At 56.1% G+C, this 25,242-nt stretch carries 20 protein-coding genes and 1 pseudogene; 11 read left to right on the top strand and 10 right to left on the bottom strand.

Going from position 1 to position 25,242, the window contains the following annotated elements; translation table 11 throughout:
- Nucleotides 1-33: 33 nt before the first annotated feature.
- A complete protein-coding gene (gene rmf, locus NLX68_RS05700; protein WP_010223328.1) occupies nt 34-249 on the bottom strand; it encodes a ribosome modulation factor in 216 nt (71 codons plus the stop codon).
- A 539-nt stretch (nt 250-788) separates the two neighbouring features.
- Here rmf and rlmKL point away from each other — a divergent pair.
- Both rlmKL and NLX68_RS05690 read left to right on the top strand, forming a co-directional pair.
- Nucleotides 789-2,987: a bifunctional 23S rRNA (guanine(2069)-N(7))-methyltransferase RlmK/23S rRNA (guanine(2445)-N(2))-methyltransferase RlmL gene (gene rlmKL, locus NLX68_RS05695; RefSeq protein ID WP_254283243.1), complete on the top strand. Its 2,199-nt coding sequence runs from the start codon at nt 789-791 to the stop codon at nt 2,985-2,987.
- Between the two features lie 102 nt (nt 2,988-3,089).
- Nucleotides 3,090-5,483 (top strand): diguanylate cyclase, encoded by a 2,394-nt coding sequence (locus NLX68_RS05690; protein WP_254283242.1) that lies wholly within the window; start codon nt 3,090-3,092, stop codon nt 5,481-5,483.
- A 7-nt stretch (nt 5,484-5,490) separates the two neighbouring features.
- Here the strand turns inward: NLX68_RS05690 and dacB are convergent, their stop codons facing one another.
- Entirely contained in the window at nt 5,491-6,954 is a 1,464-nt protein-coding gene (gene dacB, locus NLX68_RS05685; protein WP_254283241.1) for a D-alanyl-D-alanine carboxypeptidase/D-alanyl-D-alanine-endopeptidase, read from the bottom strand.
- 214 nt (nt 6,955-7,168) lie between these two features.
- Here dacB and NLX68_RS05680 point away from each other — a divergent pair.
- A pseudogene (locus tag NLX68_RS05680) lies at nt 7,169-7,231 on the top strand (hypothetical protein); the annotation flags it as partial.
- Between the two features lie 484 nt (nt 7,232-7,715).
- Here the strand turns inward: NLX68_RS05680 and NLX68_RS05675 are convergent.
- Nucleotides 7,716-8,060, bottom strand: a complete 345-nt coding sequence (locus NLX68_RS05675) for a YggL family protein (RefSeq protein WP_254283240.1) — start codon at nt 8,058-8,060, stop codon at nt 7,716-7,718.
- A 482-nt stretch (nt 8,061-8,542) separates the two neighbouring features.
- Between NLX68_RS05675 and NLX68_RS05670 the strand changes: the two genes are divergently transcribed.
- The 4 genes from NLX68_RS05670 (at nt 8,543) to NLX68_RS05655 (ending at nt 14,330) form a co-directional block, all read left to right on the top strand.
- Entirely contained in the window at nt 8,543-9,451 is a 909-nt protein-coding gene (locus tag NLX68_RS05670) for a hypothetical protein (protein ID WP_254283239.1), read from the top strand.
- Between the two features lie 212 nt (nt 9,452-9,663).
- Nucleotides 9,664-11,619, top strand: coding sequence for an ATP-dependent endonuclease (locus NLX68_RS05665; RefSeq protein WP_254283238.1), 1,956 nt, complete (start codon nt 9,664-9,666; stop codon nt 11,617-11,619).
- On the top strand, nt 11,616-13,286 hold the full coding sequence (locus NLX68_RS05660; protein ID WP_254283237.1) for a UvrD-helicase domain-containing protein: 1,671 nt from the start codon (nt 11,616-11,618) through the stop codon (nt 13,284-13,286). Before NLX68_RS05665 ends, NLX68_RS05660 begins: the two co-directional genes overlap by 4 nt.
- A 246-nt stretch (nt 13,287-13,532) precedes the next feature.
- Nucleotides 13,533-14,330 (top strand): hypothetical protein, encoded by a 798-nt coding sequence (locus NLX68_RS05655; RefSeq protein ID WP_254283236.1) that lies wholly within the window; start codon nt 13,533-13,535, stop codon nt 14,328-14,330.
- A 237-nt stretch (nt 14,331-14,567) separates the two neighbouring features.
- Here NLX68_RS05655 and NLX68_RS05650 read toward each other — a convergent pair whose 3' ends face one another.
- The 5 genes from NLX68_RS05650 to NLX68_RS05630 form a co-directional block, all read right to left on the bottom strand.
- Entirely contained in the window at nt 14,568-14,726 is a 159-nt protein-coding gene (locus tag NLX68_RS05650) for a hypothetical protein (protein ID WP_254283235.1), read from the bottom strand.
- A gap of 341 nt (nt 14,727-15,067) precedes the next feature.
- Complete coding sequence (locus tag NLX68_RS05645) at nt 15,068-15,784, bottom strand: DUF6602 domain-containing protein (RefSeq protein ID WP_254283234.1); 717 nt, start codon at nt 15,782-15,784, stop codon at nt 15,068-15,070.
- A 48-nt stretch (nt 15,785-15,832) separates the two neighbouring features.
- Nucleotides 15,833-16,096: a hypothetical protein gene (locus NLX68_RS05640; RefSeq protein ID WP_254283233.1), complete on the bottom strand. Its 264-nt coding sequence runs from the start codon at nt 16,094-16,096 to the stop codon at nt 15,833-15,835.
- A 68-nt stretch (nt 16,097-16,164) separates the two neighbouring features.
- Nucleotides 16,165-16,923 carry a hypothetical protein gene (locus NLX68_RS05635; RefSeq protein WP_254283232.1) on the bottom strand — a complete coding sequence of 253 codons (759 nt, stop codon included), beginning with the start codon at nt 16,921-16,923 and terminating at the stop codon, nt 16,165-16,167.
- A gap of 147 nt (nt 16,924-17,070) precedes the next feature.
- Nucleotides 17,071-18,375 (bottom strand): FRG domain-containing protein, encoded by a 1,305-nt coding sequence (locus NLX68_RS05630; RefSeq protein WP_254283231.1) that lies wholly within the window; start codon nt 18,373-18,375, stop codon nt 17,071-17,073.
- 668 nt (nt 18,376-19,043) lie between these two features.
- On the opposite strand from NLX68_RS05630, the gene NLX68_RS05625 reads away from it, so the two are divergent.
- Nucleotides 19,044-19,634: a hypothetical protein gene (locus tag NLX68_RS05625; RefSeq protein WP_254283230.1), complete on the top strand. Its 591-nt coding sequence runs from the start codon at nt 19,044-19,046 to the stop codon at nt 19,632-19,634.
- Nucleotides 19,635-20,150: 516 nt separating this feature from the next.
- Here NLX68_RS05625 and NLX68_RS05620 read toward each other — a convergent pair.
- Both NLX68_RS05620 and NLX68_RS05615 read right to left on the bottom strand, forming a co-directional pair.
- Entirely contained in the window at nt 20,151-21,779 is a 1,629-nt protein-coding gene (locus NLX68_RS05620; RefSeq protein ID WP_254283229.1) for a DUF262 domain-containing protein, read from the bottom strand.
- 325 nt (nt 21,780-22,104) lie between these two features.
- The gene (locus NLX68_RS05615) at nt 22,105-22,557 is read right to left on the bottom strand and encodes a helix-turn-helix domain-containing protein (RefSeq protein WP_254283228.1); all 453 of its coding nucleotides are present in this window, start codon (nt 22,555-22,557) and stop codon (nt 22,105-22,107) included.
- A 225-nt stretch (nt 22,558-22,782) separates the two neighbouring features.
- On the opposite strand from NLX68_RS05615, the gene NLX68_RS05610 reads away from it, so the two are divergent.
- The 3 genes from NLX68_RS05610 (at nt 22,783) to NLX68_RS05595 (ending at nt 25,216) form a co-directional block, all read left to right on the top strand.
- A complete protein-coding gene (locus NLX68_RS05610; RefSeq protein ID WP_254283227.1) occupies nt 22,783-23,280 on the top strand; it encodes a hypothetical protein in 498 nt (165 codons plus the stop codon).
- Nucleotides 23,281-23,438: 158 nt separating this feature from the next.
- Nucleotides 23,439-24,167, top strand: coding sequence for a metallophosphoesterase (locus NLX68_RS05605; protein WP_254283226.1), 729 nt, complete (start codon nt 23,439-23,441; stop codon nt 24,165-24,167).
- Nucleotides 24,168-24,529: 362 nt separating this feature from the next.
- Entirely contained in the window at nt 24,530-25,216 is a 687-nt protein-coding gene (locus tag NLX68_RS05595) for an HAD family hydrolase (RefSeq protein WP_254283225.1), read from the top strand.
- The last annotated feature ends 26 nt before the right edge of the window (nt 25,217-25,242 follow it).

The following is a 25,242-nucleotide window of genomic DNA, read 5'->3' as shown; positions in this document are numbered from 1 at the left end:
GGGCGTGCATGGTAATCGGATTCAGTTCCTCGTTCAGCCAACGGCGTGAAGTTCGTTGAGTCTATGGATACCCGCAGTGCCGGTCATACCGTCCCAGTTGTCGCCGCGTCCTTCGCGCCAGCCATTGATCCATGCCTGGCGTACAGACGGTAGAGTAAAAGGGCAAAGCTCGCGGGATTTGCCGGTGACCCCATATTGGTAGCCACGTGAAAATGCTCGTTCCAACGGATCACGCTTAAGTCTTCTCATAGGGTGTTGCCCTCACTTGTTGACTGTAATGTCCCGTCGACCTCTAGAAGGTCGGGCAGAATCGTTCTGCCGGTTTGCGCTCGCTGCCGGCGTCGCGAGCGCAAGTGTTGTACCGTTGCGGTGACAACCTGAGACCAGTTCTAACCAATGCACGACACAGTGTGAATGATCGTTTTGTCATAAGGACGTAACCTTTCATAGGGTCAGAGGATAAGTAAATAAATGCGTCTGATTAGGATCTGACGCAAAGCCCGCTATGATCAGGGTTTGCTCTACAGCGAAGTCATCTGGCCATCGCTATGTGATAATTTGTAACAACGAAGGTAAAACGACGAAGGGTCATTTTCCCCGGTTTTTTGCCTGAATTTTTCATTCTGCCCGGCAATCAAAGACTTTTCAGCCCATGGCAAAAGTCAGATTGGCGGGCGGCCCGGCGCTAAAAGAGCGCCACTCGAACGCTGTGGAAAGGCGTTCGATTAAACATCGGAAGGGCGATGCGCTTGCTCTTCCACTTTATTGCTCAAGGCTCTGGATACCCCATGTCGGACCGTTTCGAACTTTACCTCACCTGCCCCAAAGGCCTTGAAGGCCTGCTTGCCGAAGAAGCGCGTGGCCTTGGCCTTGAAGAAGTGCGTGAGCACACCTCGGCCATTCGCGGCAGCGCCGACATGGAAACCGCCTACCGGCTGTGCCTGTGGTCGCGTCTGGGCAACCGCGTGCTGCTGGTGCTCAAGCGCTTCAACATGAAAAACGCCGACGACCTCTACGACGGCGTCAATGAAGTCGAGTGGCAGGATCACCTGCAAGCCAGCGGCTCGCTGGCGGTGGAGTTCAGCGGCCACGGCTCGGGTATCGACAACACCCACTTCGGCGCCTTGAAGGTCAAGGATGCGATCGTCGACAAACTGCGCACCAGCAGCGGCGAGCGCCCGTCTGTAGACAAGCTCAACCCCGACCTGCGCGTGCACCTGCGCCTGGAGCGCGGCGAGGCGATCCTGTCCCTGGACCTGTCCGGCCACAGCCTGCACCAGCGCGGCTACCGCCTGCAGCAAGGCGCTGCGCCGTTGAAGGAAAACCTCGCTGCCGCGGTGTTGATCCGTGCCGGCTGGCCGCGCATCGCCGCCGAAGGCGGCGCCCTGGCTGACCCAATGTGCGGTGTGGGCACCTTCCTGGTCGAAGCGGCAATGATCGCCGCCGATATCGCACCGAACCTGCGTCGCGAGCGTTGGGGTTTCAGCGCCTGGCTCGGCCACGTGCCAGCACTGTGGCGCAAACTCCATGACGAGGCGCTGGCCCGTGCCGAAGCCGGCCTGGCTCGTCCACCGTTGTGGATCCGTGGTTACGAAGCCGATCCACGGCTGATCCAGCCGGGCCGTAACAACGTCGAACGCGCAGGCCTGAGCGATTGGGTGAAGATCTACCAGGGCGAAGTCGGCACCTTCGAGCCGCGCCCGGACCAGAACCAGAAAGGCCTGGTGATCTGCAACCCGCCGTATGGCGAGCGCCTGGGCGATGAAGCCAGCCTGTTGTACCTCTACCAGAATCTTGGCGAACGTCTGCGCCAGGCCTGCCTGAACTGGGAAGCGGCGGTGTTCACTGGCGCGCCGGACCTGGGCAAGCGCATGGGTATCCGTAGCCACAAGCAATACGCCTTCTGGAACGGCGCCTTGCCGTGCAAGCTGCTGCTGATCAAGGTCCAGCCCGACCAGTTCGTCACCGGCGAGCGCCGTCAGCCGGAGCGCAACGGCGAAGCTGCCGAGCAGCGTTCGCCCGCTGCCGTGGCCAGCGAGCCGGCCCGCCTGAGTGAAGGCGGGCAGATGTTCGCCAACCGCCTGCAGAAGAACCTCAAGCAACTGGGCAAGTGGGCCAAGCGCGAGAACGTCAGTTGCTATCGTCTGTACGATGCCGACATGCCCGAGTACGCCCTGGCCATCGACCTGTACCAGGACTGGGTGCACGTGCAGGAATACGCCGCGCCACGTTCGATCGACCCGGAGAAAGCCCAGGCGCGTCTGTTCGACGCCCTGGCAGCGATTCCGCAAGCCCTGGGCATCGACCAGAGTCGGGTGGTGGTCAAGCGCCGCGAGCGCCAGACCGGTACCCGCCAGTACGAGCGCCAAAGCACCCAGGGCCAGTTCCTGGAGGTGCAGGAGGGCGGCGTCAAGCTGTTGGTCAACCTCACTGATTACCTGGACACCGGCCTGTTCCTCGATCACCGTCCGATGCGCTTGCGCATTCAGCGTGAAGCGGCCGGTAAGCGCTTCCTCAACCTGTTCTGCTACACCGCCACCGCCAGTGTGCATGCGGCCAAGGGTGGCGCGCGCAGCACCACCAGCGTCGACCTGTCGAAAACCTACCTGGACTGGGCGCGGCGCAACCTGTCGCTCAATGGCTTTTCGGACAAGAACCGCCTGGAGCAGGGCGATGTCATGGCCTGGTTGCAAGCCTGTCGCGACGAGTACGAGCTGATCTTCATCGACCCGCCGACCTTTTCCAACTCCAAGCGCATGGAAGGGGTGTTCGACGTGCAGCGCGATCATGTCGAGTTGCTCGACCTGGCCGTAGCGCGCCTGGCGCCGGGCGGTGTGCTGTACTTCTCGAACAACTTCCGCAAGTTCCAGCTCGACGAAAACCTGGCTGAACGCTATGCCGTGGAAGAGATCACCGCCCAAACCCTGGACCCGGATTTTGCCCGTAACAGCAAGATTCACCGGGCATGGAAAATTCAGGCGCGCTGATCGGCTGATTGTCGCGGGCGATGATTGCTTCGTTAATGGCTAATGGCTATAACTCAATCAGAGCCTGCGATCCGCTGGACGCTGGCGTTTTGAGTGCTTTCTATGTCGATGCACGCCGCTCGTCCGAAGATGCTCGGCTTTGTCAGCGAAGAGGTTTCCGCCTGGCTGGTGGCCGGGGTGGCGTTTGTGGCCGGCAGCCTGTTGACAGCGCTGCTGGCGCTGGCGACCCATGACCTGTACCGCCAGCAGTTGCGGCAACGCTTCGAACTGCTGGCCAGTGAGCGTTACAGCCGTATCGAAGAACGCTTCGAGGATCAGGTGCAGCGTCTTGATGGCCTGCGCCGTTTTTTCGTGTTCTCCTCCAGCGTTACCCTCGCCGAGTTCAACGGCTATGCCCAACCCTTGCTGTACCGCACCCAGGCCTATGCCTGGGCGCCGCGGGTGGCTGGCGAGGCGCGTGCTGCATTCGAACAAAGTGCGGCGCAGCTCCTGGGCAAACCCTTTGCAATCTACGAACTCGATGACGCCGGCACTTTGCAGGTCGCTACGCAACGGGCGCTCTATTATCCGGTTTTCTACACCCAGGCCCTGAGCCGCCAGGCCCAGCCGTTGGGGCTGGATATGCTGTCCCAGCCGCTGCGTCAGGCTGCCCTCGATCGCGCCCGGCAACCGGGCAGTATGGCCGTCTCGGCGCCCCTTAACCTGACCAATGTCGACCCGGCCTACGCGCGCGGGGTGCTGATGGTGGCACCGGTATTTGCCCCGGGCAACGCTGCGACGTCCCCCGACGGCTATGTAGTGGCGGTGATCAGCTTGCAGCAGTTGATGGCCGAAGGTCTGCCCAGCCCGAGCCAGGACAACCTGGTGGTGCGCATTCTCGACCTGTCCGGGCAAGGCCGGCATGAGGTGCTGTTCCAGTCCGGCAATGAAGGCGCCGACACGGATCTGGCCGCCAGCCACCTGTTGCGCCTGGCCGATCATGACTATCAACTGGATATCCAGCCCAGCCAGGCGTTCATGGACGCCAACCGCTCCTCGGCGGTCAACGCCGTGGTGCTGCTCGGCGGCTTGCTCAGCCTGTTGCTCAGTGCCTTGCTGTTCAGCCTGTTCGGCCAGCGCCAGCGGGCCTTGACCCTGGTCGAGCAGCGTACCGCCGAGTTGCGCGTCAGCGAACAGTCCCTGCGTGATACCCACAGCCAACTGCGCAGCGTGCTGGATGCCGCCACCCAGGTGGCGATCATTGCCACCAGTCTGCGCGGGGTGATCAGTACCTTCAACGCCGGTGCCGAACGCATGCTCGGCTATCACAGTGCAGAGGTCATCGGCCAGCTGACCCTTGAAGATCTGATATCGCCGCAGGAGCTGCAGACGCGTGCGCGGGCGTTGAGCCAGCGTTACGGCCGTGAGGTCAGTCCGGCTCAGGCGATGTTTGCCGAGACGGTCCAGGAGGGTGAGAGCGAACCGGGCGAGTGGACCCTGTTGCGCAAGGATGGCAGCCACCTGCTGGCCAATATGCTGGTCACCGCGGTGCTCGACGAGCACGGCCTGTGGGTCGGGCACCTGGCCATTTGTATTGACGTGACTGAACGCAAGCGCGTGCACGAGGCGCTGGCGGCCCGTGACCGCCTACTGGAAAAACTCAGCGCCGAGGTGCCTGGCGGCATTTATCAGTTCCGCCTCGACCCCGACGGCAGCTCCTGCTTCAGCTACGCCAGCGAGGGCTTGCGCGAGATCTACGAGATAGATCTGCAGCGGCTGCGCGAGGACGCTACGGCGGTGTTCGAGCGCATTCACCCCGACGACCTGGCCCAGGTGCGTGCTTCGATCCGCTATTCCGCCGATCACCTGACGCCCTGGCGTGAAGAGTACCGAGTGCTGCTGCCGGCGGCCGGGATGCGCTGGATACGTGGCGAGGCCACGCCGGAGCCGGCCGAGCAGGGCGCTACCTTGTGGCATGGCTACCTGACGGATATTTCCGATCTCAAACGCGTCGAGGAGGAGCTGCGGGCGTTGTCAGTGACGGACTCGCTGACCGGCATCCACAACCGGCGTTACTTCCAGGAGCGGCTCAAAACCGAACTTGAGCGGGCCCAGCGCGATAGTCAGGATCTGGCAGTGATCATGCTGGATATCGACCACTTCAAGCGGATCAACGACCTGTATGGTCATGCCGTGGGTGACCATGTGCTGCGCAGCCTGTGCCAGCGCATCAACCATCGCTTGCGCCGCACCGACGTGTTCTGCCGCCTGGGTGGCGAGGAGTTCATGGTCCTGTGCCCGGGCAGCAATGCCGAACGGGCCTACACCCTGGCCTTGGAACTCTGGCAGGGCTTGCGCAGTGTGCCGGTGGACGGTGTCGGCATGGTCACGGCGAGTTTCGGCGTAGCCGGCTGGCGCCCCGGGGAGGGCGCCGATGCCTTGCTGCTGCGCGCCGACTCTGGGGTGTATGCGGCCAAGCAGGCTGGCCGCGACCGGGTCGAGGGCGAACAGCCCTGAGCCAGGCTCAGGGCTGAACGGCGGCGGTGCTGTTGACCAGCTTTGGCTGGCGGTACAGGTCCAGCAGGACCTGATCGAGCACTGCCGAAGCACCCCAGGGTTTCGGATCGTTGAGGATCGCCGCCACCGCCCAGGTATTGCCGTTGCTGTCGCGGCTGAAGCCGGCGATGGCCCGTACGGTATTCAGGGTGCCAGTCTTGATGTGCGCTTCACCGGTCATGGCGGTGCGCTTGAGGCGCTTGCGCATGGTGCCGTCCATGCCCACCAGCGGCATCGAGCTGATGAACTCGGCGGCGTACGGGCTGTTCCAGGCAGCTTGCAGCAGGGCCGCCATTTCCCGGGTGCTGACCCGTTCGGCGCGCGACAGGCCCGAGCCGTTTTCCATGATCAGGTGCGGCGCGGTGATGCCTTTTTTCGCCAGCCACTGGCGCACCACACGCTGGGCGGCACGGGCGTCGTCGCCATCGGCGTCGGTACGGAACTGCGCACCCAGGCTCAGGAACAACTGCTGGGCCATGGTGTTGTTACTGTACTTGTTGATGTCGCGGATGATCTCGACCAGGTCCGGAGAGAAGGCGCGCGCCAGCAAGCGGGCGCTTTTCGGCACGTTGTCGACCCGGTCGCGGCCCTGGATGCTGCCACCCAGTTCGTTCCAGATCGCCCGTACCGCACCGGCGGCGTAGGTCGGGTGATCAAGCAGCGACAGGTAGGTTTGCGAGTTGCAGCCATCGCCCAGCTGGCCACTGACCACGACGCTGACGCCGTCGGCCTGAACCACCGGGTTGTAGCGCACGTCGCCGCTGCACTGCTTGGCGTTGACCGCCTTGACCTGGTTGTCGATGCGAATGTTGGCAATCGGCGGCTCGACCGACACCAGGACCTTGCCACCGTCGTTACGGGCGACGAAGCGCAAGGCCTTGAGGTTGATCAGCAGCGAGTCGGGCTTGACCAGGAAGGGCTTGTTTTCATCGCCGCCGTCATCGTTGAACTGCGGCAGTTGCGGCTGGATGAAATGGCTGCGGTCAAGCACCAGGTCACCGCTGATGGTCTGCACGCCATTGGCGCGCAGGTCGCGCATCAGCAGCCAGAGCTTTTCCATGTTCAGTTTCGGGTCGCCACCGCCCTTGAGGTACAGGTTGCCCTGCAGCACGCCATTGCGCAGCGGGCCATCACTGTAGAACTCGGTCTTCCACTGGTGGGTGGGGCCGAGCATTTCCAGGGCGGCATAGGTGGTCACCAGCTTCATGGTCGAGGCCGGGTTGACCGAGACATCGGCATTGAACACGGTCGGGGTGCCCGGGCCGTTGAGCGGCAGCATCACCAGCGACAGGGCTGAATCCTGCAGTTTGTTGGTTTTCAGCGCTTGCTGCACTTTCGGTGAGAGCGTGGTGTTGACTGCGGCCGCGTGGCTGGAAAGCGCCAGGGGCATCAGCAGGCCGGCAAGCAGAAGAGGGCGAAGAGATCTGATCATGTGCGATAAAACCCTGCGAGCGAGGGGTGAAAAAAACGGAGCGAAAAAAGGTGAAGGCCCCGATACGGAAAAATATAGCGCGCATTATGCCCCAAGCCGAACGCCCATGGGCCTGTGAATACCGGATCGAACAGCAGCTTATCGGCTTTTAGTCCGGCAAGGGCGCGGCGAAACTGGTAAAGTGCCGCGCGTTAATACTCAAGAGGATTGTTTCATGGCCACTAACCGTTCCCGCCGTCTGCGCAAAAAACTCTGCGTGGATGAATTCCAGGTTTTGCTAATTAGCAAAAAATAGTTGGTTGGTTGTCAAAAATTCCCTCGTTCTAGCCCCCCCCTCGAAGCCTGCCCTCACCGGATTCACGCTCCCTAAGCAATTCTCCCCCCTCCCTGCCGTGCTGCTTGTGACATCTCGTACTGACTCTCACGCGCCTTGAAATGTCAGATTCTGCCGTCAAGATCGTGCCCCTTAACCCCTCCGCATCCGGTGCTTGCGTCGGCCTAAGAACAGATTCACACACTAGGGTTGAGTGGTCGCACCTCGAACTCATGGCACGTAATGACGTTGAGTCGGGTTGAGCTGCGGGTCATATATGACGGTGATCGTGTGGGAAAGGAGGGGGAGTTGGGCAAGTTGAGATTGATCATTCCTCGCCTCAGAATGCAGCTGTGCTTGGCCCCTGGGTTTTCGAGAACGCAAAAAAAAGCCACCTGGAAAGGTGGCTTTTCACTAGCTCGCAGTTAGCGACTGCGGCTCAGCACGATCACTTTGCAGCGTTGACCGGCTTCTCTGGGTACCAAGCGTCCAGCAGAGGGCTGACTTCAACCTTGGTCACTTCGCTACGAGCTTTGAGCCAGGCTTCGACAGCTGCGCGTTGTTCTTCGGTAACCGAGCCGCGTTCTGCCTTGCAAACCAGCCCGAAGTCTTCGCCGCCGACATAGTCCAAGCCATTGGCATCCATGGCTTCGGTCAGGAAGTCATCGAGGAATGCATCGACTGCCTCATCATCCAGATCTTCCTTGAATTCCAGGTTCAGCTCGAAGCCCAATTCCTGAAACTCGTCCACACAAAGCTTTTTGCGAAGACGACGGGAGCGGTTAGTGGCCATCAAAAAATCCTCAAAGTAATTACGGCGCGCAGTCTATCAGCTAACACATTCAAATGCCTGCTTTGTCCGATCAGCCGAGGTGCCAAGGTCGCGTTCTAGGCAGTCACACGGGGCGTGAACGGCTATGGGTCAAAGGCCGATTACCTCCATAGGCCAGTCAACTATTGGCTACCTTTTTGCCGCGATGATCAACCTCTACCAACGGACGTGTCCCGCAGAGCGCTCCGCGAGATAATCGGTGGGCCGGATGCAGCCTCTGCATCTAGTAGCTGTATTTGGGGGGGGAACCACTGCCCCCTGATTCGGCATCCTCTAGTGAAGATTATGACTGGTTGCGAGAGCTCCCCATACAGCAGGAACTGCCTGCGTATTCCAAATCTTGTGCATGAGACACATGAGTCTCGGCCAACCGACAAACCACTTCAGTTCTGCTGGCAGTATGCTACCTTGGGCTTCTCTCACGGATGGCAAGGGCGAATGCAATGGTCACAGGCAAGTCGATCAACAGCGTCAACAGAATCATCGCGCACTCGCATGGTGCGCGCGAGATGCTGTTTGTAATTGAGCGAGACAAAGTCGATCAAGACGCTCAGGCGCGGCTGGCGATTGCTCACCTCGAAAAAGACGGTGATTCGATCCTTCCTGCGGTGATCGGAAAAATCAGCGAATTTAATGCTCGCGGCAAGGAGATTAAACGGCGAGATCTCCCGCTAATCAAAAAATCAGTCCCCCAATATCGAAGCTGGAAAGACTGGCATGGTCAAGAGCACAGCGGTGTGCAAATTCGAACAATGGATGTGTATCCCATCGACTTTGTTCGTCCGCCCATGGAGCACCTTTCTCTAAGCGTCATCGATGGGAAAGAGTACATTGTGACTCGCCGGGTGAAAGTCGATGAACCGCCCGCAGCGCTTGTTCACCTGGCGAACCTCATGCTCGAATTCTTCCAGGAATTTGAGATTTTCGACGTTGAGCGGCAGCGCATCGCTAAGGTGCAGGCCCGCCAGTTGCAATGGGATTTGCTGCCCCCTGGGAAATACCCATGGAAGAGTGCTGAAGCCATCGTAAAACCCTATCTGGCCGGTCTGCGGGCGTCAGAGCAGGGAGTGATCGAACACCGGATCAGAGAGATCACTCGGTTCGAGCCCGATTTCTTCGCGACGGGCCGAGGGGGATATCAAGGCTACTTCGTCTTTGGCTTTTCCACGCGTGGGATTTATCTCCTTGAGAGCTCACATTTGGATAACGCCACCTACAAGTTTGGTGAGGATTGGGAAGTCCTTTCGACCCTGACCAAGGACGAGATCATCAACGGTGATCATGACCATCAACGTTTCATCCACGATAAAACTTGGGGGCGCAAGATCCGCCAAATGCTCGCATACGCTTAGCGGCATTTGACCTTTTGTCATGTCCTACAAAGACTCGGCCCCCCGAACCGTCGTAATGGCTTCGGGGTCTTTGGCTGCTGTATGTGCTCAATCGCGTCTGTACTGCTCGCGCGATCGCGCCCGCAATGTTCCGCTGGATTGTTTGAGCGTCTGATTGGGATTGGAGCGTATTTCCTCCCGCACCACTGATCCCACAAGGAAAGGATTCTAATTTGAAGCTTCAGTTCGCTCGTATATGTGGTTTTCAGTCGTTTGGTGCGGAACCAGTCACCGTTGATTTCGCCAACCTCACATTTCTGATCGGGCCCAACGGCTCCGGCAAGACCGCAACTCTTCAGGCGCTTTGCCGCCTCTTTTCATTTGACCCCAATCAGCGGCGACTCCGTAAATCGGATTTCTTCGTCCAGCACGATGAGACGCAGGCGCCAGATCAGCGAGCGCTCTGGATCGAGGCCGAGTTCACCTTTCCCGAACTCAGCGACGACGAGAACGAACACCCGACGATTCCAACGCACTTTGGGCACATGCGCCTCGATACCCCGGATGGTGTGCCTCGGGTCAGATACCGCCTGGATGCGACCATTGGTATTGACGATGAAATCGAGCAGAGTCTCGTGTACGTCCTGGACGTGGATGAAGATGATGCTCCCGTCGACACCGCCCCGGTGCCCAGGGACGAGCGAAACTTCATCCAGGTTCACTACCTTCCGGCTCGCCGAGATCCGGCTGACCATATCGCTTATGGCGCGAACGCCTTGCTTGGGCGTCTGCTGCGGGCCGTGAACTGGTCGGAGCAGCGCGAGACGATCCAGCAGCTCACCACGGATATTTCCCAGAGCCTGACTCAGAATGAATCGGTGCTCAGTCTTAGCGCCGGCCTGACCAAGACTTGGAAAGAGCTCCACAAGGGCCAGTTTTTCACGCAGCCGAGCGTGACATTCATGGCCAACGAAATCGAGTCGCTGCTGCGCCATCTTTCGGTGTCCTTCTCCCCAGGCCATGGCGAGCAGTTGGTCGATTTTTCACGGCTCAGCGATGGGCAAAAATCGATGCTCTACCTCTCGCTGGTTTTGTCCTCCCAAGCCGTCGGGCGAGCGGTGCTGCATGGCAATGATGATTCCTTTGATGCTGAGAAGCTGCGGCCTGCGGTGTTCACCATCGTTGCTTTGGAGGAGCCAGAGAACAGCTTGTCGCCGCACTACCTTGGACGAATCGTGTCATCCCTCAAAGCGTTGGTGGGCGACTCGAAATTTGCCGACTCTCAGGCACTGATTGCAACTCATGCGCCATCGATGCTTCGGCGCGTAGATCCTTCTGCCATAAGATATTTGAGGTTGGACGAGTCGCGATGCACCGTGGTGACGAAGATTCAAATGCCACCCAACGAGAAGGGTGAGGCCTACAAGTTCGTGAGGGAGGCCGTTCAAGCCTATCCAGAGGTGTATTTCTCCCGCCTGGTCATCCTGGGGGAAGGTGACAGTGAGGAAATAGTCCTGCCTCGGCTGCTCGCAGCGAAGAAGCTTGAAGTCGATGAAGCGGCCATTACCATCGCCCCCCTAGGTGGCCGCCATATCAACCATTTCTGGAGACTGCTCAGTGGTCTCAAGATCCCTTACGTCACGCTGCTGGATTTGGATGTGGCGCGTTTCGGCGGGGGATGGGGTCGTATCAAATACGTCGCGATGGAGATGAAAAAGCATCGCCCAGACGATCTGTACCTGACAGACGACGAGCTCAAGAATCTACCTGCCTGGAATGATATGACCCATAAAATTCTGCAGGTTGAGAAGGATCCGAAATACAAATCCTGCATAGCGAATCTGGAGCCGCTGGGCGTATTTTTTTCAGCGCCGATGGATCTGGATTTTTCTATGCTTAGAGCTTATCCAGCTGCGTACGCGGTAGCCCCTGAAGATCTGGTTGTCCCGAAGCTGGGCCAGACCAAGTCAGTGCTGGGCGATAATCATCACGACCGCTTCCAATACTCGTTGGTTGAGCGAAAGCACTTTGTTGCCTACCACAAGCGCTTCAAGCTCGATAGCAAGCCCAAGTCGCATATCGAAGCGCTTTCCAAACTGACGGACGATCAGTTGATAGCCAAGATGCCCGCATCTCTTAATCGTCTAGCAGACTTTGTGATCGCCAAGATTGAAGGGCTGTCGGAATGATCTCCCCGGAGGATTGGAAGCCCTCCGAAGGCATTGTTTTGGAGCCAAATGCGGAGGTAGCTGTCAGGGAGGTCAAACGGTGCGTGGCGCTGACTGCTGGCCCGGGCGCCGGTAAGTCTGAACTGCTTGCCCAGCGCGCTGACTTCCTGCTGACCACGGGGGCATGCCGTTACCCGAAGAGGATATTGGCCATCGCGTTCAAGGTCGATGCGAGCAATAACCTCAAAGAGCGGGTGTGGCGGCGTTGCGGGCCCGACTATGCAAGCCGGTTCGACAGCTACACGTTCCATGGCTTCGCAAAGCGAATTATCGAGCGATTTCGGCCTGTTCTGACCGGCGACGATGCGCTGGATGCTGGCTTTCGAGTGGTACCTAAGGGGAAGGCCCACCCTGTCCAGACTGAATTTGGACTGCTGATTCCGTTGGCCCTGAAGATCCTCGACGTCTATCCCATGGCAGCTAATGCCATCAGGCAAACCTACAGTGATGTGTTCCTCGATGAGTTCCAAGATTGCACGGAGGAACAGTACGCACTGGTCAGCAAGATCTTTGTCGGCACGGCGCGCCGGGTCACTGCAGTAGGTGATGTGAAACAGAAAATCATGGGCTGGGCCGGCGCGCTCGACGGCGTATTCGGAAAGTTTGAAGCGGATTTTGCAGCCAACCATCTCAACATCTACCGCAATTTTCGCTCGCAACCTCAGCTTCTCAGGCTGCAGAACGACCTCATCAAAGTGCTCGATCCCGGTTCTGAAATGCCCGCAAAGCTATTGGGCGGTGAGGGCGGCGAGATCCTGCTTCAGTCTTTCAAGGACTGCACCGACGAGGCCTTCAGTCTTGCCGATCAGATCAACACCTGGATCAACGTCGAGGGTGTGGCGCCCTCCGAAGTTGCGGTGTTGGTCAGGAGTTATCCAGAGGCCTACACCGTCCGGTTGACCTCTGCGCTTGATGGGCTTGGTATCGCCTATCGCAACGAAAATCAGATGCAGGACATCACCACCGAGCCCATTGCCTTGGTCGTCGTGGACTTCCTGCTGTGCCTTTATGGTTCGCGGGAGCCGAAAGCCTGGACGCGGTTGTTGAGGCGGATCATTCCAGCCGATGACGACGACCACGGGGGCTCCGTGCGAAACGGTTGGAACAGGTTCATCAAGGAGGCACGCAAGACCGCTGCCGAGGATCTCGCCGCAAAAAACTATGCTCAGAGGTGGACGCTACTGAAAGAGTTTCTGTCCATGGTGGGTGTGAGCCTGCTGACGGGCCTTTCCCATGATTACGAGTCGCGTGATCGTTTGAAGGAGATCATCCGTGAGCTCAAGAAACATATTGATGCTGCACTAGACCAGGAGCCTGACCTGCTCAAAGCTCTTGCCCAGCTGTCTGATGACCAGTCAATCCGCATCCTGACCGTTCACAAGAGCAAGGGCCTTGAGTTTGATTCGGTCATATTGCTAGGTCTGGAGAACGAGGCCTATTGGGGCAATGACACCCGAGAAGTTCGATGCACGTTCTTCGTGGGTATTTCCCGCGCCAAGAGGCGTCTTGTGGTCACAACGGCTAAGACAAGAGACGAACTCGCCGACATCAGCAGTTGGAAAACCGTGCGTAGGCCACATGAAGAGTTTCTTGGCTATGTTGGGAAGTGGCAGGCAACTGAAGGTTGAGCCAATCGATCCGCGCGCCATTGAAGTCTGCGAGTCAAGTTGTACTTGAGAATATACCGGCCTACGTCTTGGCGTCGGTCGTTAAATTTTTCGAGTCGTAGCTGGATGTGCAATCAGCACTCATCGGCAATCTCGTTAGGTTCCAGTAGCTAGGGCGCGCGACCGATCCCACAGTTGGAACTGCCGTAGCCGAGCCTTGGCCTGGCCATCGTGGCTAACATCGAAAAACTACGATAGGGACTATCTATGACGCCTAACATCTCCGAGTTTTCCTATGGCTACGCAGTGACCAGCGAAGTCGTCAAGCTGCTGGGGACGTCAATCGCCGCTGCGCCGCAATTCCCGACGCTATATGCTGAAGGTCAGGCAGGGGGTGGGTATGACGTCAAGATAGTTGGGGGGCTTCCGCTTTTCCTGCAATTCAAGCTTAGCCACTATATGGCGCGGACGAATTGCAAGGAGCACGACCTCATGGGTGGCGTTTATTATCGGTGGCATCTGCATTCTCTCCAGCGATCCGACCAGCACAACTTGCTCCTTGAACTCGAAAGCAAAGGAAACTTTGTTGCTTACGCGGCCCCTCTTTTTTATGAATGTGCAGAGCTAAATAGCCACTATCTGAATGACGCAATCCTCGATAATTCCATGGCATTTAGCCCTTCGGATATTGGGGAGCTTCCAGATGAAGAAAATCATTACATCGTTTTCAATCGACGTGGCTTGGCTTATCGCTGCTCAGACGATCCAGCCCAAGTAAGCTTCACCAAGTTGAGCCGCTTCCTCAATGGCAAGATCAATATGCCTGCACTAAAGTCTTTGGATAACGAGGGAGTGGTCAGGTTAGGTGAAGAAATTATTGAGGCGGTGGAGGGCGCGAAGGTACGTCGACTCAAGACTAAGTCAAGGCTGAAGGAGATTAATACTCAGGAGCTCAGTAGGGTGATCCGGGCCCGACCGACGCTTGAAACGTTGTCGTTAATATCTCGGACAGTGCTGGATTCTGAGCTGTTGATTGTCAATCCTCAGTGGGGAAAATCCTGCTGAGCATTGAAAGAAACAATGCCCATGTCGGAGTGAAACTCACCTCCTCTTGTGCGGCGTCTTGCGGTGTCCTTGCGGTCGGGCTGTCGTGAATTAAGCCTGTCTCTACGGTCAGTCTTGGCCCTCCGGGCCTCTATCCTTCACATCTGCGCGCTCCGCTTAGCGAAGGACTCATTTGCCTCCCGCTAGCTCACATGCGCCAAGCCGAAGCAGGAGGTTGGCCCAGATGGATTGGAGGTTTCACCTATCAATCAGTTGATAAACTGATTCAGCCGCATCAGCCCAGCGCTGATAGCTCTGCTCGGCATGGGCAGGGTTATCGAGCTTTGGCTTTGAACGCAAAGCGAACGCCTTTTCAGCCAAGGTCTCCAGCCGTTCTGCTGCCTGGCCGCCAGCCATTCTTGGTCGTCCAACGCTTGATGTTCCCCGGCCTCTCTTGGTGGGGTGAGGGAGACGCTCATCAAGCTGAGTGTTGTTCCAGTTTATTTTGGTCAGGCCGAGGTTTTCCTTGCATAGGTCTTCCAGTGAGGAATCGCTGTCGAACGTCTCGACGCGTAGGGGGCATGATCCACCCAAGTAAGCTTTTTCGCTCCCTGCTCAGGCCCGCGCGTCGACTGTGCTTTTTCATCACGAAGAGCCTGACGTGCTTTTGCCCAGGTTTTCCCAGAAGGTGTCGCTCAGCGTATCCGTCCAGTCGATCGGCAACAGTTCAATCCAGCTAAGCGCTTGGAGAAGGATCACTAGATCCAGGCCGTAGGCATTCCGGTAGCCACCTCCCGGCATAGAGGGGTGCCAAACTTGGTATCGGAAAACAGGGACGAGTGGATGCCATCTGGCCCCATGTACACGGTAGGCGTTGCGATATGGTCATTTCCAAGAATCAGCAGATCTGGGGCGTACTCACCTTTAATGTGATGAACAGAAACGTCCGGCGAGTATTTGCGAGCAAAGACTGCGCAAAAAGGCTGGTTCTTGAGCGGGGGGTAGGTACGTGGCCAGTCTCTGACCTTTCCGTTGTAGACCTGCCCGCTCGCCAGGTATTCCGGGTTTGAACGGCCTCGGCGGGTAAGCACCAGTTTCTTTACTGCTTCGGCTTGGTTGACCGCCTTCTGCAGGACGTCAGCGTCCGAGATCGAGTGCTTGCATTCGATGTAGGCGAACACTGCGTCGACAGGAATCTGCTCCTTGACCGGAAATTGACGGGTCATACTGGAGCGCAGGGTTGGACTGGACATCTTGTCGTAGATGATGAGGTCGTCCCCAGCCTTTTCACCATTCTCCGCCACCACGAAGCCCCGGCAGACACCGTATTTGGCGGGGAGTAGCGACTCCAGCAAATCACAAATGGCGATCTCGAACTCATCCCCTAAGTCGAAATTGTAGATGGCCTCGATGTCCTGCAAGCGTGCCTCGACCTTCCTGGCCAACCTCTCGATGTACCCGCCGTACGAACTCATTGATTTTCCTCTACCCGGTGGCAGCCTATATGTGGAATTTCCCTGATGCTACTCCATGTAGGCGGTGGCCTTGCGATGATCTAGTTGACGATTGGGCAGAAGCATCTGCTGGTGGGTCATGTAGTACACCTGAACGTGCTCACGCAGCGCTTTCCGCTCCTTCGCGAACTCCAGGTCGTGGTTCTTACTGGCGGCTTTACGTGTGATGCCAATCGTCACGCTACCCAGCCCGATGCTGAGGTTGGCCAGTAGCGGCATCAGGTAGGCAGATGTATTTAACTTGGCGAGGGTCTGGCCTTCTTTCAGATGCAAATGCCAAAACGCTGCACTGAGCGCAACGGTGAGAAGGATGAAACCAAGAAAGTGGTTTGGATATTGGCTTACCGAGCCGCCTTTCTCTTCGACATGAAATCGATCAGATCCTTCACGACGTCGTCGGCGGCTGAATCGCTGGACAGATCTGCTGCGCGAATCCTGCGGACTTCCACGCCTTCCCAGGTCAGTGGAACCAAGCGCTTGTCGGCCTCGGCAGGAGACTCGCGATGATAGGTATCGCCGTCGACCTCAATGATGAAGGTGAGTCCCTTGTAGACGACAACGAAGTCGGGTTCCAAGCGGTTGTAGAATTTGCCAATCCGGACGAAAACGGGAAGTGGTGATACTGCCAACTGGGCACGTGTCAGGGCAATGAAAAGCGTAACCTCAGCTTTCGAGCGAAACAGCAGCCCCTGATGCTCCCGGGACGCGATGTTGTCACTCCGAACCCGTCCTTGATTTGTGACGCCTTCGCCTTTCACGTAACGCAATGCTTCATCTCGCCAGTTGTCTGGAGCCTCGCCAACACGAGGTGCAATGGTGACGCCGGAGAGATCATCATCTGTGAGCCTGGCGTAGAAGGGTTTCACGACGTCGCTGATCGCCATTGATGTGGTTTCGCGCTCCGCTTCTGTCATCGCGTAGTACAGGGGGACGGGCAGGGCGATCATGAGCTGCCAGTAGTTCACGCCGAAATTGGTATCGACCAATTCCAAGCTGCATTCACCTGAGACGAGCACTGCTATGGCACGTGCATCGCCGAGCATCTTGAACGCCTCGACGGCACCGGCTGCGAGGTCTTCCATGTTGAAGGGTGGATACATCGTGAACCAACTCCTCTGTGGACTCAGCGTAGATACGCGCGAGCCTTTGCAAATTCGACCTGTCATGCCTGCATCTGCACATGGGAAACATAGCGCATTGGCATCCGTGTTCCATGGCGATCTGCGTGGCTGCGCCAACATGCTTCGCTACTCGAAGGCTTCGGGATCCCTCAAAAACTCTTCTGCGATGTGCAGCGCGCTGATGTGCTGAGCGTGGACGATGGGATTGCCGCATGCACAATCTGTGGGCTGCGCCTCCCGTATCCAAACGCCGCTTGGCTGTCTGCGATATGTCCAACCCGTAATGAAGCCAGCGCCGGTCAGTTGTACTCCGGGATGTTTGACGATGAGTTCACACACCTCAAACAGGTCGGCCCCGCGAGGAATGACGCCAACGCCTTTCTGGTAGAGGGTCAGGTGATCATGGGTTGGATGCTTGATCAGCGTGTCAGCCTCGAATGCTATCGTACCATTCTCCTTGATCAGCTTCTCGATCTCAGGAAAGCGAAGGGGCTTAGTCCGGTCGGCTGAGCCATAGAGCGCCATATCCGGAATTTCGACGAAGATTCCGCCGTGAGGATCTCCATCGATCGAAATCTGGGTATCCAGGATCCTGGTGCCCCGATAGAACGCCGTTTGTGCACGTGCGATCTTCACGTAGCTCGGGTGGTACTCCGGAAGCTCCAGTGCTCGTTTGAACGCAGGCAGATTTTTGAGTGCTGCTTCAGATTTGATCTCCTCCCAAGGCAACCCCAGCAGTGATTTCAAGATCGGATCTTCAGCGGGAGAGGGGAATAGAGTGTTCGTGTCGGTTAAGCCGCCGGCAGCGGCATAATTTTGCAGTACGTCGCTTGGGACAGTGATCTGTGCGAGGTAGCAGTTCTGCGGAATGGGGTTCTGCAAAGGGCCCAGAAGCCATGCTGACTGAGCCACGGTACGTGGCCTAAAACCCTCAACGGTCAGTGTGGTCAGGTCAACCAAGCCCACTTGGTTCGCGGCCTGTTTGCTGATGACATACAAATGGCCAGTCCCGATCACCGGGGCATAATGGGCCATGCGCTTTCTGACCATTACCGACTGCTCTTCGACGTCTTCACTCAGTTCCAGCGTGGTGTTTTCGGTGTATTTGTGGCTTGCGAACCACGCCGCCACGGCAGGGTTAGAAGTGCAGTCCACGTAAAACGAACGCCATCCGTAATGCTGAAGTAGCGCCTGCTGAAAGCCAAAATCTTCTCGATGCTGGGTGATGTATGCATCCAACACACCTTGGGAGTAACGGCACCATTTGAGCATTTCGCGGGGAATGCACCCCTTCCTGTCAAAGGACGTTCCGATGGAGGGTGCTCCTTCCTCGCCGTAATGGGAGGTCTGACCACGAAACAACACATCACCACCGAAGCTCGCTATGAGTTGGTTTAGCTCGTCGACGCTATTCGCTGCATATTGCTTCATGCTGCCTCCCTCGCGGAATCGCGTATGGAATTCGTTTTTTCCTATGTGCCTCAGGTTCGCTGCAGCGAGCAGTACACGCAGAGGCGTTTGGCATTCTTGCACAGCCATGGAGTCGCTGAGGAGCTGTTGGGCAAGCCGTGCAGGTTGAGATGGCAACAATGTGCAATGCCTTGGGATGCTCTCTCAGTTGCGAGTTTGGTAGCGTGAGAGCGGTTCGATACCAGGCAACTCTGTCCAGAAGGAAAGTGTGATGTTGATGTTTAGGAAGTACAGCCCGAGGTTCACCGGCGATCGCTCCCGGAGAAGTCCAACGGTTGAAGCGGGCAAGCCTGGCCCCCGCGCGGTCTCTGCTTTGCTCAAGCCTTCGCTGTTGCTAACAAGCTTTTCGAAGCTCGGCAGCAGTGAATGGTGATCTGAGCTATCCAAGCGCGCGCCTATTTCAAGGGTTGTGAGATATCATCGTGGGCTAGATTGCTTCGTGGAGGGTGCACCGACCGTGGTGATTTCCCTAAAGGATGCCGTTCTATGTGAACTCGCTCAGGTGCTAGAGATGTACCCGGGACGAGGCGATTGAAACATATATGTGGTGCCAGAAATCGCCGCTCGCTTGGAAGGTTATGGGGCGAGGCATGGGAGAAAACGATGTTTGAAATTTCAGGTTTTATTGGATGAGCCAGAATTTATCAAAAGCACAGAAATATACACTGATAACGCTCTCCTCCATCTCATTGATCTTGGCTGCGGTTTGGTTGGCTCTGGAAGTAGTGTGTGGCGGTAATGCCCATTTTAATATGGAGCCCCTGGTGGTCACTTGTGCCAGTGCTATTCCAATTTTGACTCTCTGGTGGCCGTTTAACCCTAGGTACAGGTCTAAGAGAAAATCCGGCAAGGTCACAGTGCAGCTTCATATCAGAAAGACTGCCGAGATAGGGGATGGCGATTACCAATTTTGCCCGAGCCTCTCGACAAACTCAGCAACCTCTGTCCATCTTATAACACGGTACCATCCTAGCCTTATCGGAAGCGCGATAGCTGGCGATGCCAATTATTTTACGGATGTGAAAGATGCAAGCTCGTACCAGCTCTCCCCTGAGGACTGCTCTCCGAGTGTCGATGATATTGTCATTCTGAAGAATCGTTACAATAATTATGCTCTGTTTCGTATCGTTTCTATTGCTCCACCAGCTTCAAATGTTAAAGGGCAAGATGTCGTAATTGAATACATCATTAATCCCGAAGGGGGCTTGAATTTTAGCTAGCTGCGTCGCGCATGCCGTAGTGGTCTTGCGTGGTCTAGACGATATCCCCCCGTGCAGAGGAGCCGTTGTAATCATCAGATGCGCGACTGTTGCGTCAAAGTGCCGCCAAGGTGAAGGATCTGAACCTAATTACGGCTACGAAACTTCCTTCAGTCCACTCGGCCATGACTCACATCAGTAAACCTCTTCACACCTTGCTGGGGTGCTCTCTTTTCACGAGTAGACGTTCGATTCACCTACCTGCTGACAGCTTCTGGCCAATTGATGCCCATCGCCCTATGACGATAGTGGGCCGGTCGCCGGCAATCGTAGGGGGCAGTCGAATTCCATTCGCGTCCAATTAACTCCTTCGCTATGGCCCTACACCTGTAATGTTTTCAGCGGCTTGTCCAGTTGTCTGTACGCAACATTGTGGGTTCAGTGTCCATAGGGAAGGTAGCCTCTGCAACGCTGCTCTCGTCGGCGTGAACACCTAGTGATTCATGTGCAATAGATAGCTCAACTCCCGACATCATTCTAATCAATTAGCCATGTCGCAAGAGCCAATTTGATTAAACGCTCTTGGCGAGCCTTCAAGGCTGTTTCAGTCCACTCATCCAACGTGCATATTTCCTTAGTCAGGTCGAATGAAACCTTCTTATCCCTATCTAAGTAAATCTTCTTTTTGCGATCAAAATCAAAATATTGTGCTTTGTAATTCTTGCTCCCACAAAGCATAGCAAGGTTGCCGAGACGGTGAAGCCATAGGCCATGGCGCTCGGTGTCGAATCGATCCGTCCAATAAGCATCTTTGAGCGCCTGTGGCATGACATGCTCAATGGTCAACCGGCCACTGTACGTTTTAGTGACCGAGTCGTCTTGAGCGGCCTCTTCTAAGCGCAACAGCACTGCTGCATCAAAAGGTTTACCGTAAATTTCACCACCCAAAAGGTTGATGAATTCGTCATTATTGGCGTGGGCTCGGAAAACACCAATAACTTCATCGACGGATTTCTCAGCTCTGATTGCGCTAATCAGCTTAAAGTAAACGGTCAGCCTGGCTGTTCGTCCTAGACGGCGCACCCAGTTCTGCATGGTGATCCGTTCCAGAAGATCAAGGAATTTTGCCTCGCTTAAACCTCGTACTGGCTGGTTAAGGTATGCAAGCAAGGGCGGTATCCACTCGTCATAGCTGACACGCCATAGAGCATTAAGTGCTCGCACCGAGGCGGCATCCTGGAACTCGCAATCCCAGATGCGCATAAAGTTTCTAGCTGACAGGATGACTTGGTCTAGGAACGCAAAGGGGCCGCCAACAAAACCGTCAATTATCGAGCGATATTCTTCATGAAGTGATCCTCTTGCTTTTGCCGCCATCATCGAGGTTCGGTGATGGCTGAGAAAACTGTCCAACATCTCGATGCCAACAATATCTTCAAGCTCCAACCATCTATCTTCTAATTCATCATTGAGGCTTTGGTTGCTTTCTAATTGACTAAAAAGCATGTTCTTAATCAAGTCTGCGTTCGACAGAGACATGCCGCGAGCGTTTAATACGTTGAATAGGCGGTAGGCGGATTTTAGCGATTCGGTCTTCACAAAAACTACATACACCTTCATCAGTAAGTAGTTGGCGAAGAGCTTTAGGGTTTGCTGGTCTTTTTGCCCGATAAACGAATCGATCGCCTCAAGGTTTTCTGTGATACGTTGCTGAGGTGCGTCGAGCTTGCTGCGCTCAGAAGGCGGCGGTAGTGGTTGAGAGTCGAGAACATGGCGACGGAAAAAGCCCTGATCCTTCCGTCGCAGTAAGAGACGAGGCGTTTCTGTTTCACCAGTCAACTCATTGCGGGGTAGTACCCGCTTGCCCAGCACTGCCTTGGCGGCGCCGTCTTCAACATGATCACGAAGCCGAGCAAGAATTAGATTCAGAGTGGTTAGACGCTGCTGGCCGTCGACCACATCATAGCGTTTACCCTTCTCAATCTCGATTGTTATGAGGGAGCCAATGAAATACTCCTCGTCGGAGTTTTCGTAGGCCTCCCAGACGTCCTCTAGCAACTGGCGGACGTTCTCGGATTTCCAGGAGTAGGGGCGTTGATAGGGGGGAATTTCGTAGCAGATCTGATCGGTGAGAATATGCCCAACGGTGCTTTCTTCGGCTTTCATCTTTCCATTCCAATAAACCAAGGGTGGTGAGCCTTCCATGGGCGGATGCCGTGGGGGAGCGCGTCACCGAATCTGGTTGGTGTGCGCATACTGGCTTATGGGCATCACTATAAGCTGAAATCGAACCGGGATGACAGGAGTTGGAGGCGAGTTAGCAGTGGCAGAACCCGCCAGAACGAACCGTTGTAAAATGATCGAGCCTGAATGACTCGGAGCCTTGTGGGATCGAACAACCTGGCGTCTGTAACTGGCTGTTATCATGGGGCCAGCGCTCCATTGAGATCAGAACGGCGGGATCAGAGGGTTGGCTGTCAGCCAAAGTGCTTTAATGCCAATGCCGCTGGACTGTAGTCCTAGGGAGGTCCAATTCCTTCGCCACATCGACCTGCTTAAGCCCTTGGCTTTTCAGCTCTTGGACTTGGGCGCGAATAGCGGCTGCCCGGATGCTAGTGGGATGTGCGTTCTCCAGAGCATCCGCTGAGGCAGGAGGGACTTCATCAACCAAGCCGAGCGTCTCAAGCTCATTGATGGCTTGCAGCAACACGGCCCTTGGCGCTGCGCGCGAATCGCAAGCCATGGCAACGGCGATCAACGCTGAAGGTGACAGGCCTAAGGCCTGTGCAAGTTCGCCCGCTGCTTTGAGCGTCGGAGTAGTCTTGCCATTTTCGAGCTGGCTCACATGCGATCCGGTCACAGCTCCGGTTAAATCCTTCTGTTTCAGTCCTTTGGTCGTGCGGATCAGCCGCAGCGCGGCGGCAAAGCCTTCCTGGATCGACATGGCAGCATCCCAAAAGCAGACGGTATGCCGCGTTTGCCTGACTCCAGACAAATCTATATATTGAATCGTATGGGTTTTTCGTCTTCATGGCCGAAGGAGTCACGCGCTGGCGATGAGTGTTTTTTGTCCGTGGGAGACGACTGAGCTTGCGTAGGCGATGAGCCTGCGAGCGATCAAGGCTGTTTGAATATTTGTCTTGCGGGACGGGCACTAAGGGAAGCCATGATGTCGGAGCTGAAGAAAGTAACTGTTACGGTAAAAAACTATGAATTACACTCTTCTCAAGACTGCGCGCGACTTTATAAAAAGGTTCGCTTGTTGGATGAGTCAGGCAAGATTTTTTATCATAAAAACCTAATCGTTCCAAAATACCTTGAGCGCAAAGGTGCGTTTGCTCAGGATGTCCCGAGAACATGGTTTGTTAAAAACATTCATAAGTCCGCCGTAGTACTGGTCGCATTTGAAACCAAAAATGGCACGGTAGAGTATGACCTTGACGAAGTTCGTGAGCTGTCACGTTCCGGCTTTTGGGCCGGTGTTCTGATTGGCGTTGCGTCGATCCCTGCGGGCATCGTCATTGCGACTGCGACCTTCGGTGCCGGCCTCCTGCTGATTCCCTTCGGCCTGTACCAAGCTTATAAGCAGATTTTCAGGATCCCAGCCATCCTGAGTCGAAAGCGGCTGTTGGAGGACTTCTCCCAGCTGGGAATCAATGTGGGTTAGGGGTGGTCGCGCTAGATGTCTAATATGGGTATGACACAGGGTCAGCCTCCACGAATCAATATATCGATAAACCGTCAATTGGGAGGCGATGCAGAAGCTTCTCAGCACGCTATGTGGTCGGTCAGGCACGCCACCCCGGCCCAGGCAAAGGTTCCTGAATGAAGATTTTGATCTACTCGGATCTGCACAACGAATTTGACCCTTTCACCCCTCCGAATGTTGACGTAGATCTTGTGATTTTGGCAGGGGATATCGACCTGTTGAACCGAGGTGTGAAGTGGGCCAATGAGACGTTCAACAGTGATGTGATTTATTGCAGCGGCAACCACGAGTTTTACAAAGGCCATCTCACCCGTACTCGCGAAAAAATGGAGGCTGTAGCCGCCTCGCATGTCCACGTTCTGGATAACCAAGTCTGGATGTCGAAGAACGTCCGATTTCTGGTCGCGACGTGTTGGACAGATTTCAGTGGTACCGGCGATGTGATGGTAGCCTCCAGTGCGTGTGTGCGGGGAATGAACGATTTTCGAATGATCCGTACGGGCATTGAGTATCGGCGTATCCGGCCTGCAGATCTCATCGAAATGAATCGTGCTTCGTACGATTTTCTCCGGGAGCAGCTCGCCACACCGTTCCGCGGTCAAACCGTCGTCGTAACCCATCACTGCCCCATACCTGAGGCTTCAGGGTCAGAGTACTCAGGGCACTTGAGTGCAGGCTATTTCAATCGTTGGCACACGCTGGTTGACCAGGCTGATGTCTGGATCTTCGGGCATACCCACCATGCAATCGATCGGTCTTTCGGGCCCTGTCGGCTGATCTCAAATCCGCGTGGGTACCCATCAGAAGATACCGGTTTCAACCCGTGCAAAATTTTGGAGATTTGAAGTGTTGAACGACGCCAGGTGCTCGTTGAACCACGAGCCCCCCATCCCTCTGAGGGTCTTAGCTGCGAAGCGTATCCAGTGGGGTGTGATCATCGATGCCTACCTAATCGATGCAGTGAGGGTAGGGACACGCTACTCGGCCATGGCATTCTCGGATCGCTCGGGCCTCATTCAAGACGGAGAGACTGTCGCCACCCCTCCGGCTAAGACTGTCGTTGAACAGCAGGGTTTTGTATTACTTCAGAGCCTTTGCGGTCGAGATCATTACGTCGTCGTGAATTGGCTGGAAGCCGGTGAAGCTAGTATTCGTCCCAGCCCATGAGGCGCTCTGTTTGAATCAGTTTAGCCAGGAAGGAGGGCATATGATTTCGGCAGTCGTTTTCGACGCCTTCGGTACCATTGTTCGCATTGGTCAACGTACCAACCCCTACAGTGCCCTACTTAGAGAGGGGCGTCGCCAGGGTGTGGCGCTAGCGCCCGACAGCACGCATTTCGTTATGACGGCGAACCTCAGTTTTGACCATGTAGCTGATCATCTGCAGATCGAGCTTTCTTCTTCGAAGCGAGACGAGATGAACCATGCGTTAGGCAAGGAGCTGGCATCTATCGAGCTTTACCCTGACGCGCTTGAGGCGATTGACCTGTTACAGGAAGTAGGGGTTGTCATTGGTATATGTTCCAACCTAGCCCAGCCCTACGGCCCTGTGGTCAGAAAAGCCTTTCCGCAGGTGCAGAGTCACGCTTTCAGTTACGAGCTCGGGGTCATGAAGCCTGACCCCCGTATCTACCTGAGTATTTGCCGGGAACTGGGGATGGAGGCCAGCCACACTGAGTTTGAAAGAACCCGAGAGAAAGATCGAGTGGTGATGATTGGCGATTCCAGAAAATGCGACAGAGATGGCCCCAGAGCCGTGGGGATCGAGGGGTATCACTTGGATCGGTCAGGGATGGGGCAGATCAGTGACCTCATGCAATTCGCCAACTTGGTCAGCGAGCGCAATCGTGCCCTTTGTGGATCATCCACTCAATCGAGAGGTGAGCCAACTTGATCAGTCCAGCGCATAAACTCTGAGCC

Origin of the sequence: Pseudomonas sp. SBB6 (assembly GCF_024213215.1) — a bacterium.
GTDB classification, from domain to species: Bacteria; Pseudomonadota; Gammaproteobacteria; order Pseudomonadales; family Pseudomonadaceae; genus Aquipseudomonas; species Aquipseudomonas donghuensis.
This window is presented reverse-complemented; position numbering and strand designations above follow the sequence as displayed.

Excerpts from the sequence above, each read along its gene's own strand:
- rmf (WP_010223328.1), bottom strand. The coding sequence starts at position 249 with ATGAGAAGACTTAAGCGTGATCCGTTGGAACGAGCATTTTCACGTGGC.
- rlmKL (WP_254283243.1), top strand. The coding sequence starts at position 789 with ATGTCGGACCGTTTCGAACTTTACCTCACCTGCCCCAAAGGCCTTGAA.
- NLX68_RS05690 (WP_254283242.1), top strand. The coding sequence starts at position 3,090 with ATGTCGATGCACGCCGCTCGTCCGAAGATGCTCGGCTTTGTCAGCGAA.
- dacB (WP_254283241.1), bottom strand. The coding sequence starts at position 6,954 with ATGATCAGATCTCTTCGCCCTCTTCTGCTTGCCGGCCTGCTGATGCCC.
- NLX68_RS05675 (WP_254283240.1), bottom strand. The coding sequence starts at position 8,060 with ATGGCCACTAACCGCTCCCGTCGTCTTCGCAAAAAGCTTTGTGTGGAC.
- NLX68_RS05670 (WP_254283239.1), top strand. The coding sequence starts at position 8,543 with ATGGTCACAGGCAAGTCGATCAACAGCGTCAACAGAATCATCGCGCAC.
- NLX68_RS05660 (WP_254283237.1), top strand. The coding sequence starts at position 11,616 with ATGATCTCCCCGGAGGATTGGAAGCCCTCCGAAGGCATTGTTTTGGAG.
- NLX68_RS05655 (WP_254283236.1), top strand. The coding sequence starts at position 13,533 with ATGACGCCTAACATCTCCGAGTTTTCCTATGGCTACGCAGTGACCAGC.
- NLX68_RS05650 (WP_254283235.1), bottom strand. The coding sequence starts at position 14,726 with ATGGCTGGCGGCCAGGCAGCAGAACGGCTGGAGACCTTGGCTGAAAAG.
- NLX68_RS05645 (WP_254283234.1), bottom strand. The coding sequence starts at position 15,784 with ATGAGTTCGTACGGCGGGTACATCGAGAGGTTGGCCAGGAAGGTCGAG.
- NLX68_RS05635 (WP_254283232.1), bottom strand. The coding sequence starts at position 16,923 with ATGTATCCACCCTTCAACATGGAAGACCTCGCAGCCGGTGCCGTCGAG.
- NLX68_RS05630 (WP_254283231.1), bottom strand. The coding sequence starts at position 18,375 with ATGAAGCAATATGCAGCGAATAGCGTCGACGAGCTAAACCAACTCATA.
- NLX68_RS05625 (WP_254283230.1), top strand. The coding sequence starts at position 19,044 with ATGAGCCAGAATTTATCAAAAGCACAGAAATATACACTGATAACGCTC.
- NLX68_RS05620 (WP_254283229.1), bottom strand. The coding sequence starts at position 21,779 with ATGAAAGCCGAAGAAAGCACCGTTGGGCATATTCTCACCGATCAGATC.
- NLX68_RS05615 (WP_254283228.1), bottom strand. The coding sequence starts at position 22,557 with ATGTCGATCCAGGAAGGCTTTGCCGCCGCGCTGCGGCTGATCCGCACG.
- NLX68_RS05610 (WP_254283227.1), top strand. The coding sequence starts at position 22,783 with ATGTCGGAGCTGAAGAAAGTAACTGTTACGGTAAAAAACTATGAATTA.
- NLX68_RS05605 (WP_254283226.1), top strand. The coding sequence starts at position 23,439 with ATGAAGATTTTGATCTACTCGGATCTGCACAACGAATTTGACCCTTTC.
- NLX68_RS05595 (WP_254283225.1), top strand. The coding sequence starts at position 24,530 with ATGATTTCGGCAGTCGTTTTCGACGCCTTCGGTACCATTGTTCGCATT.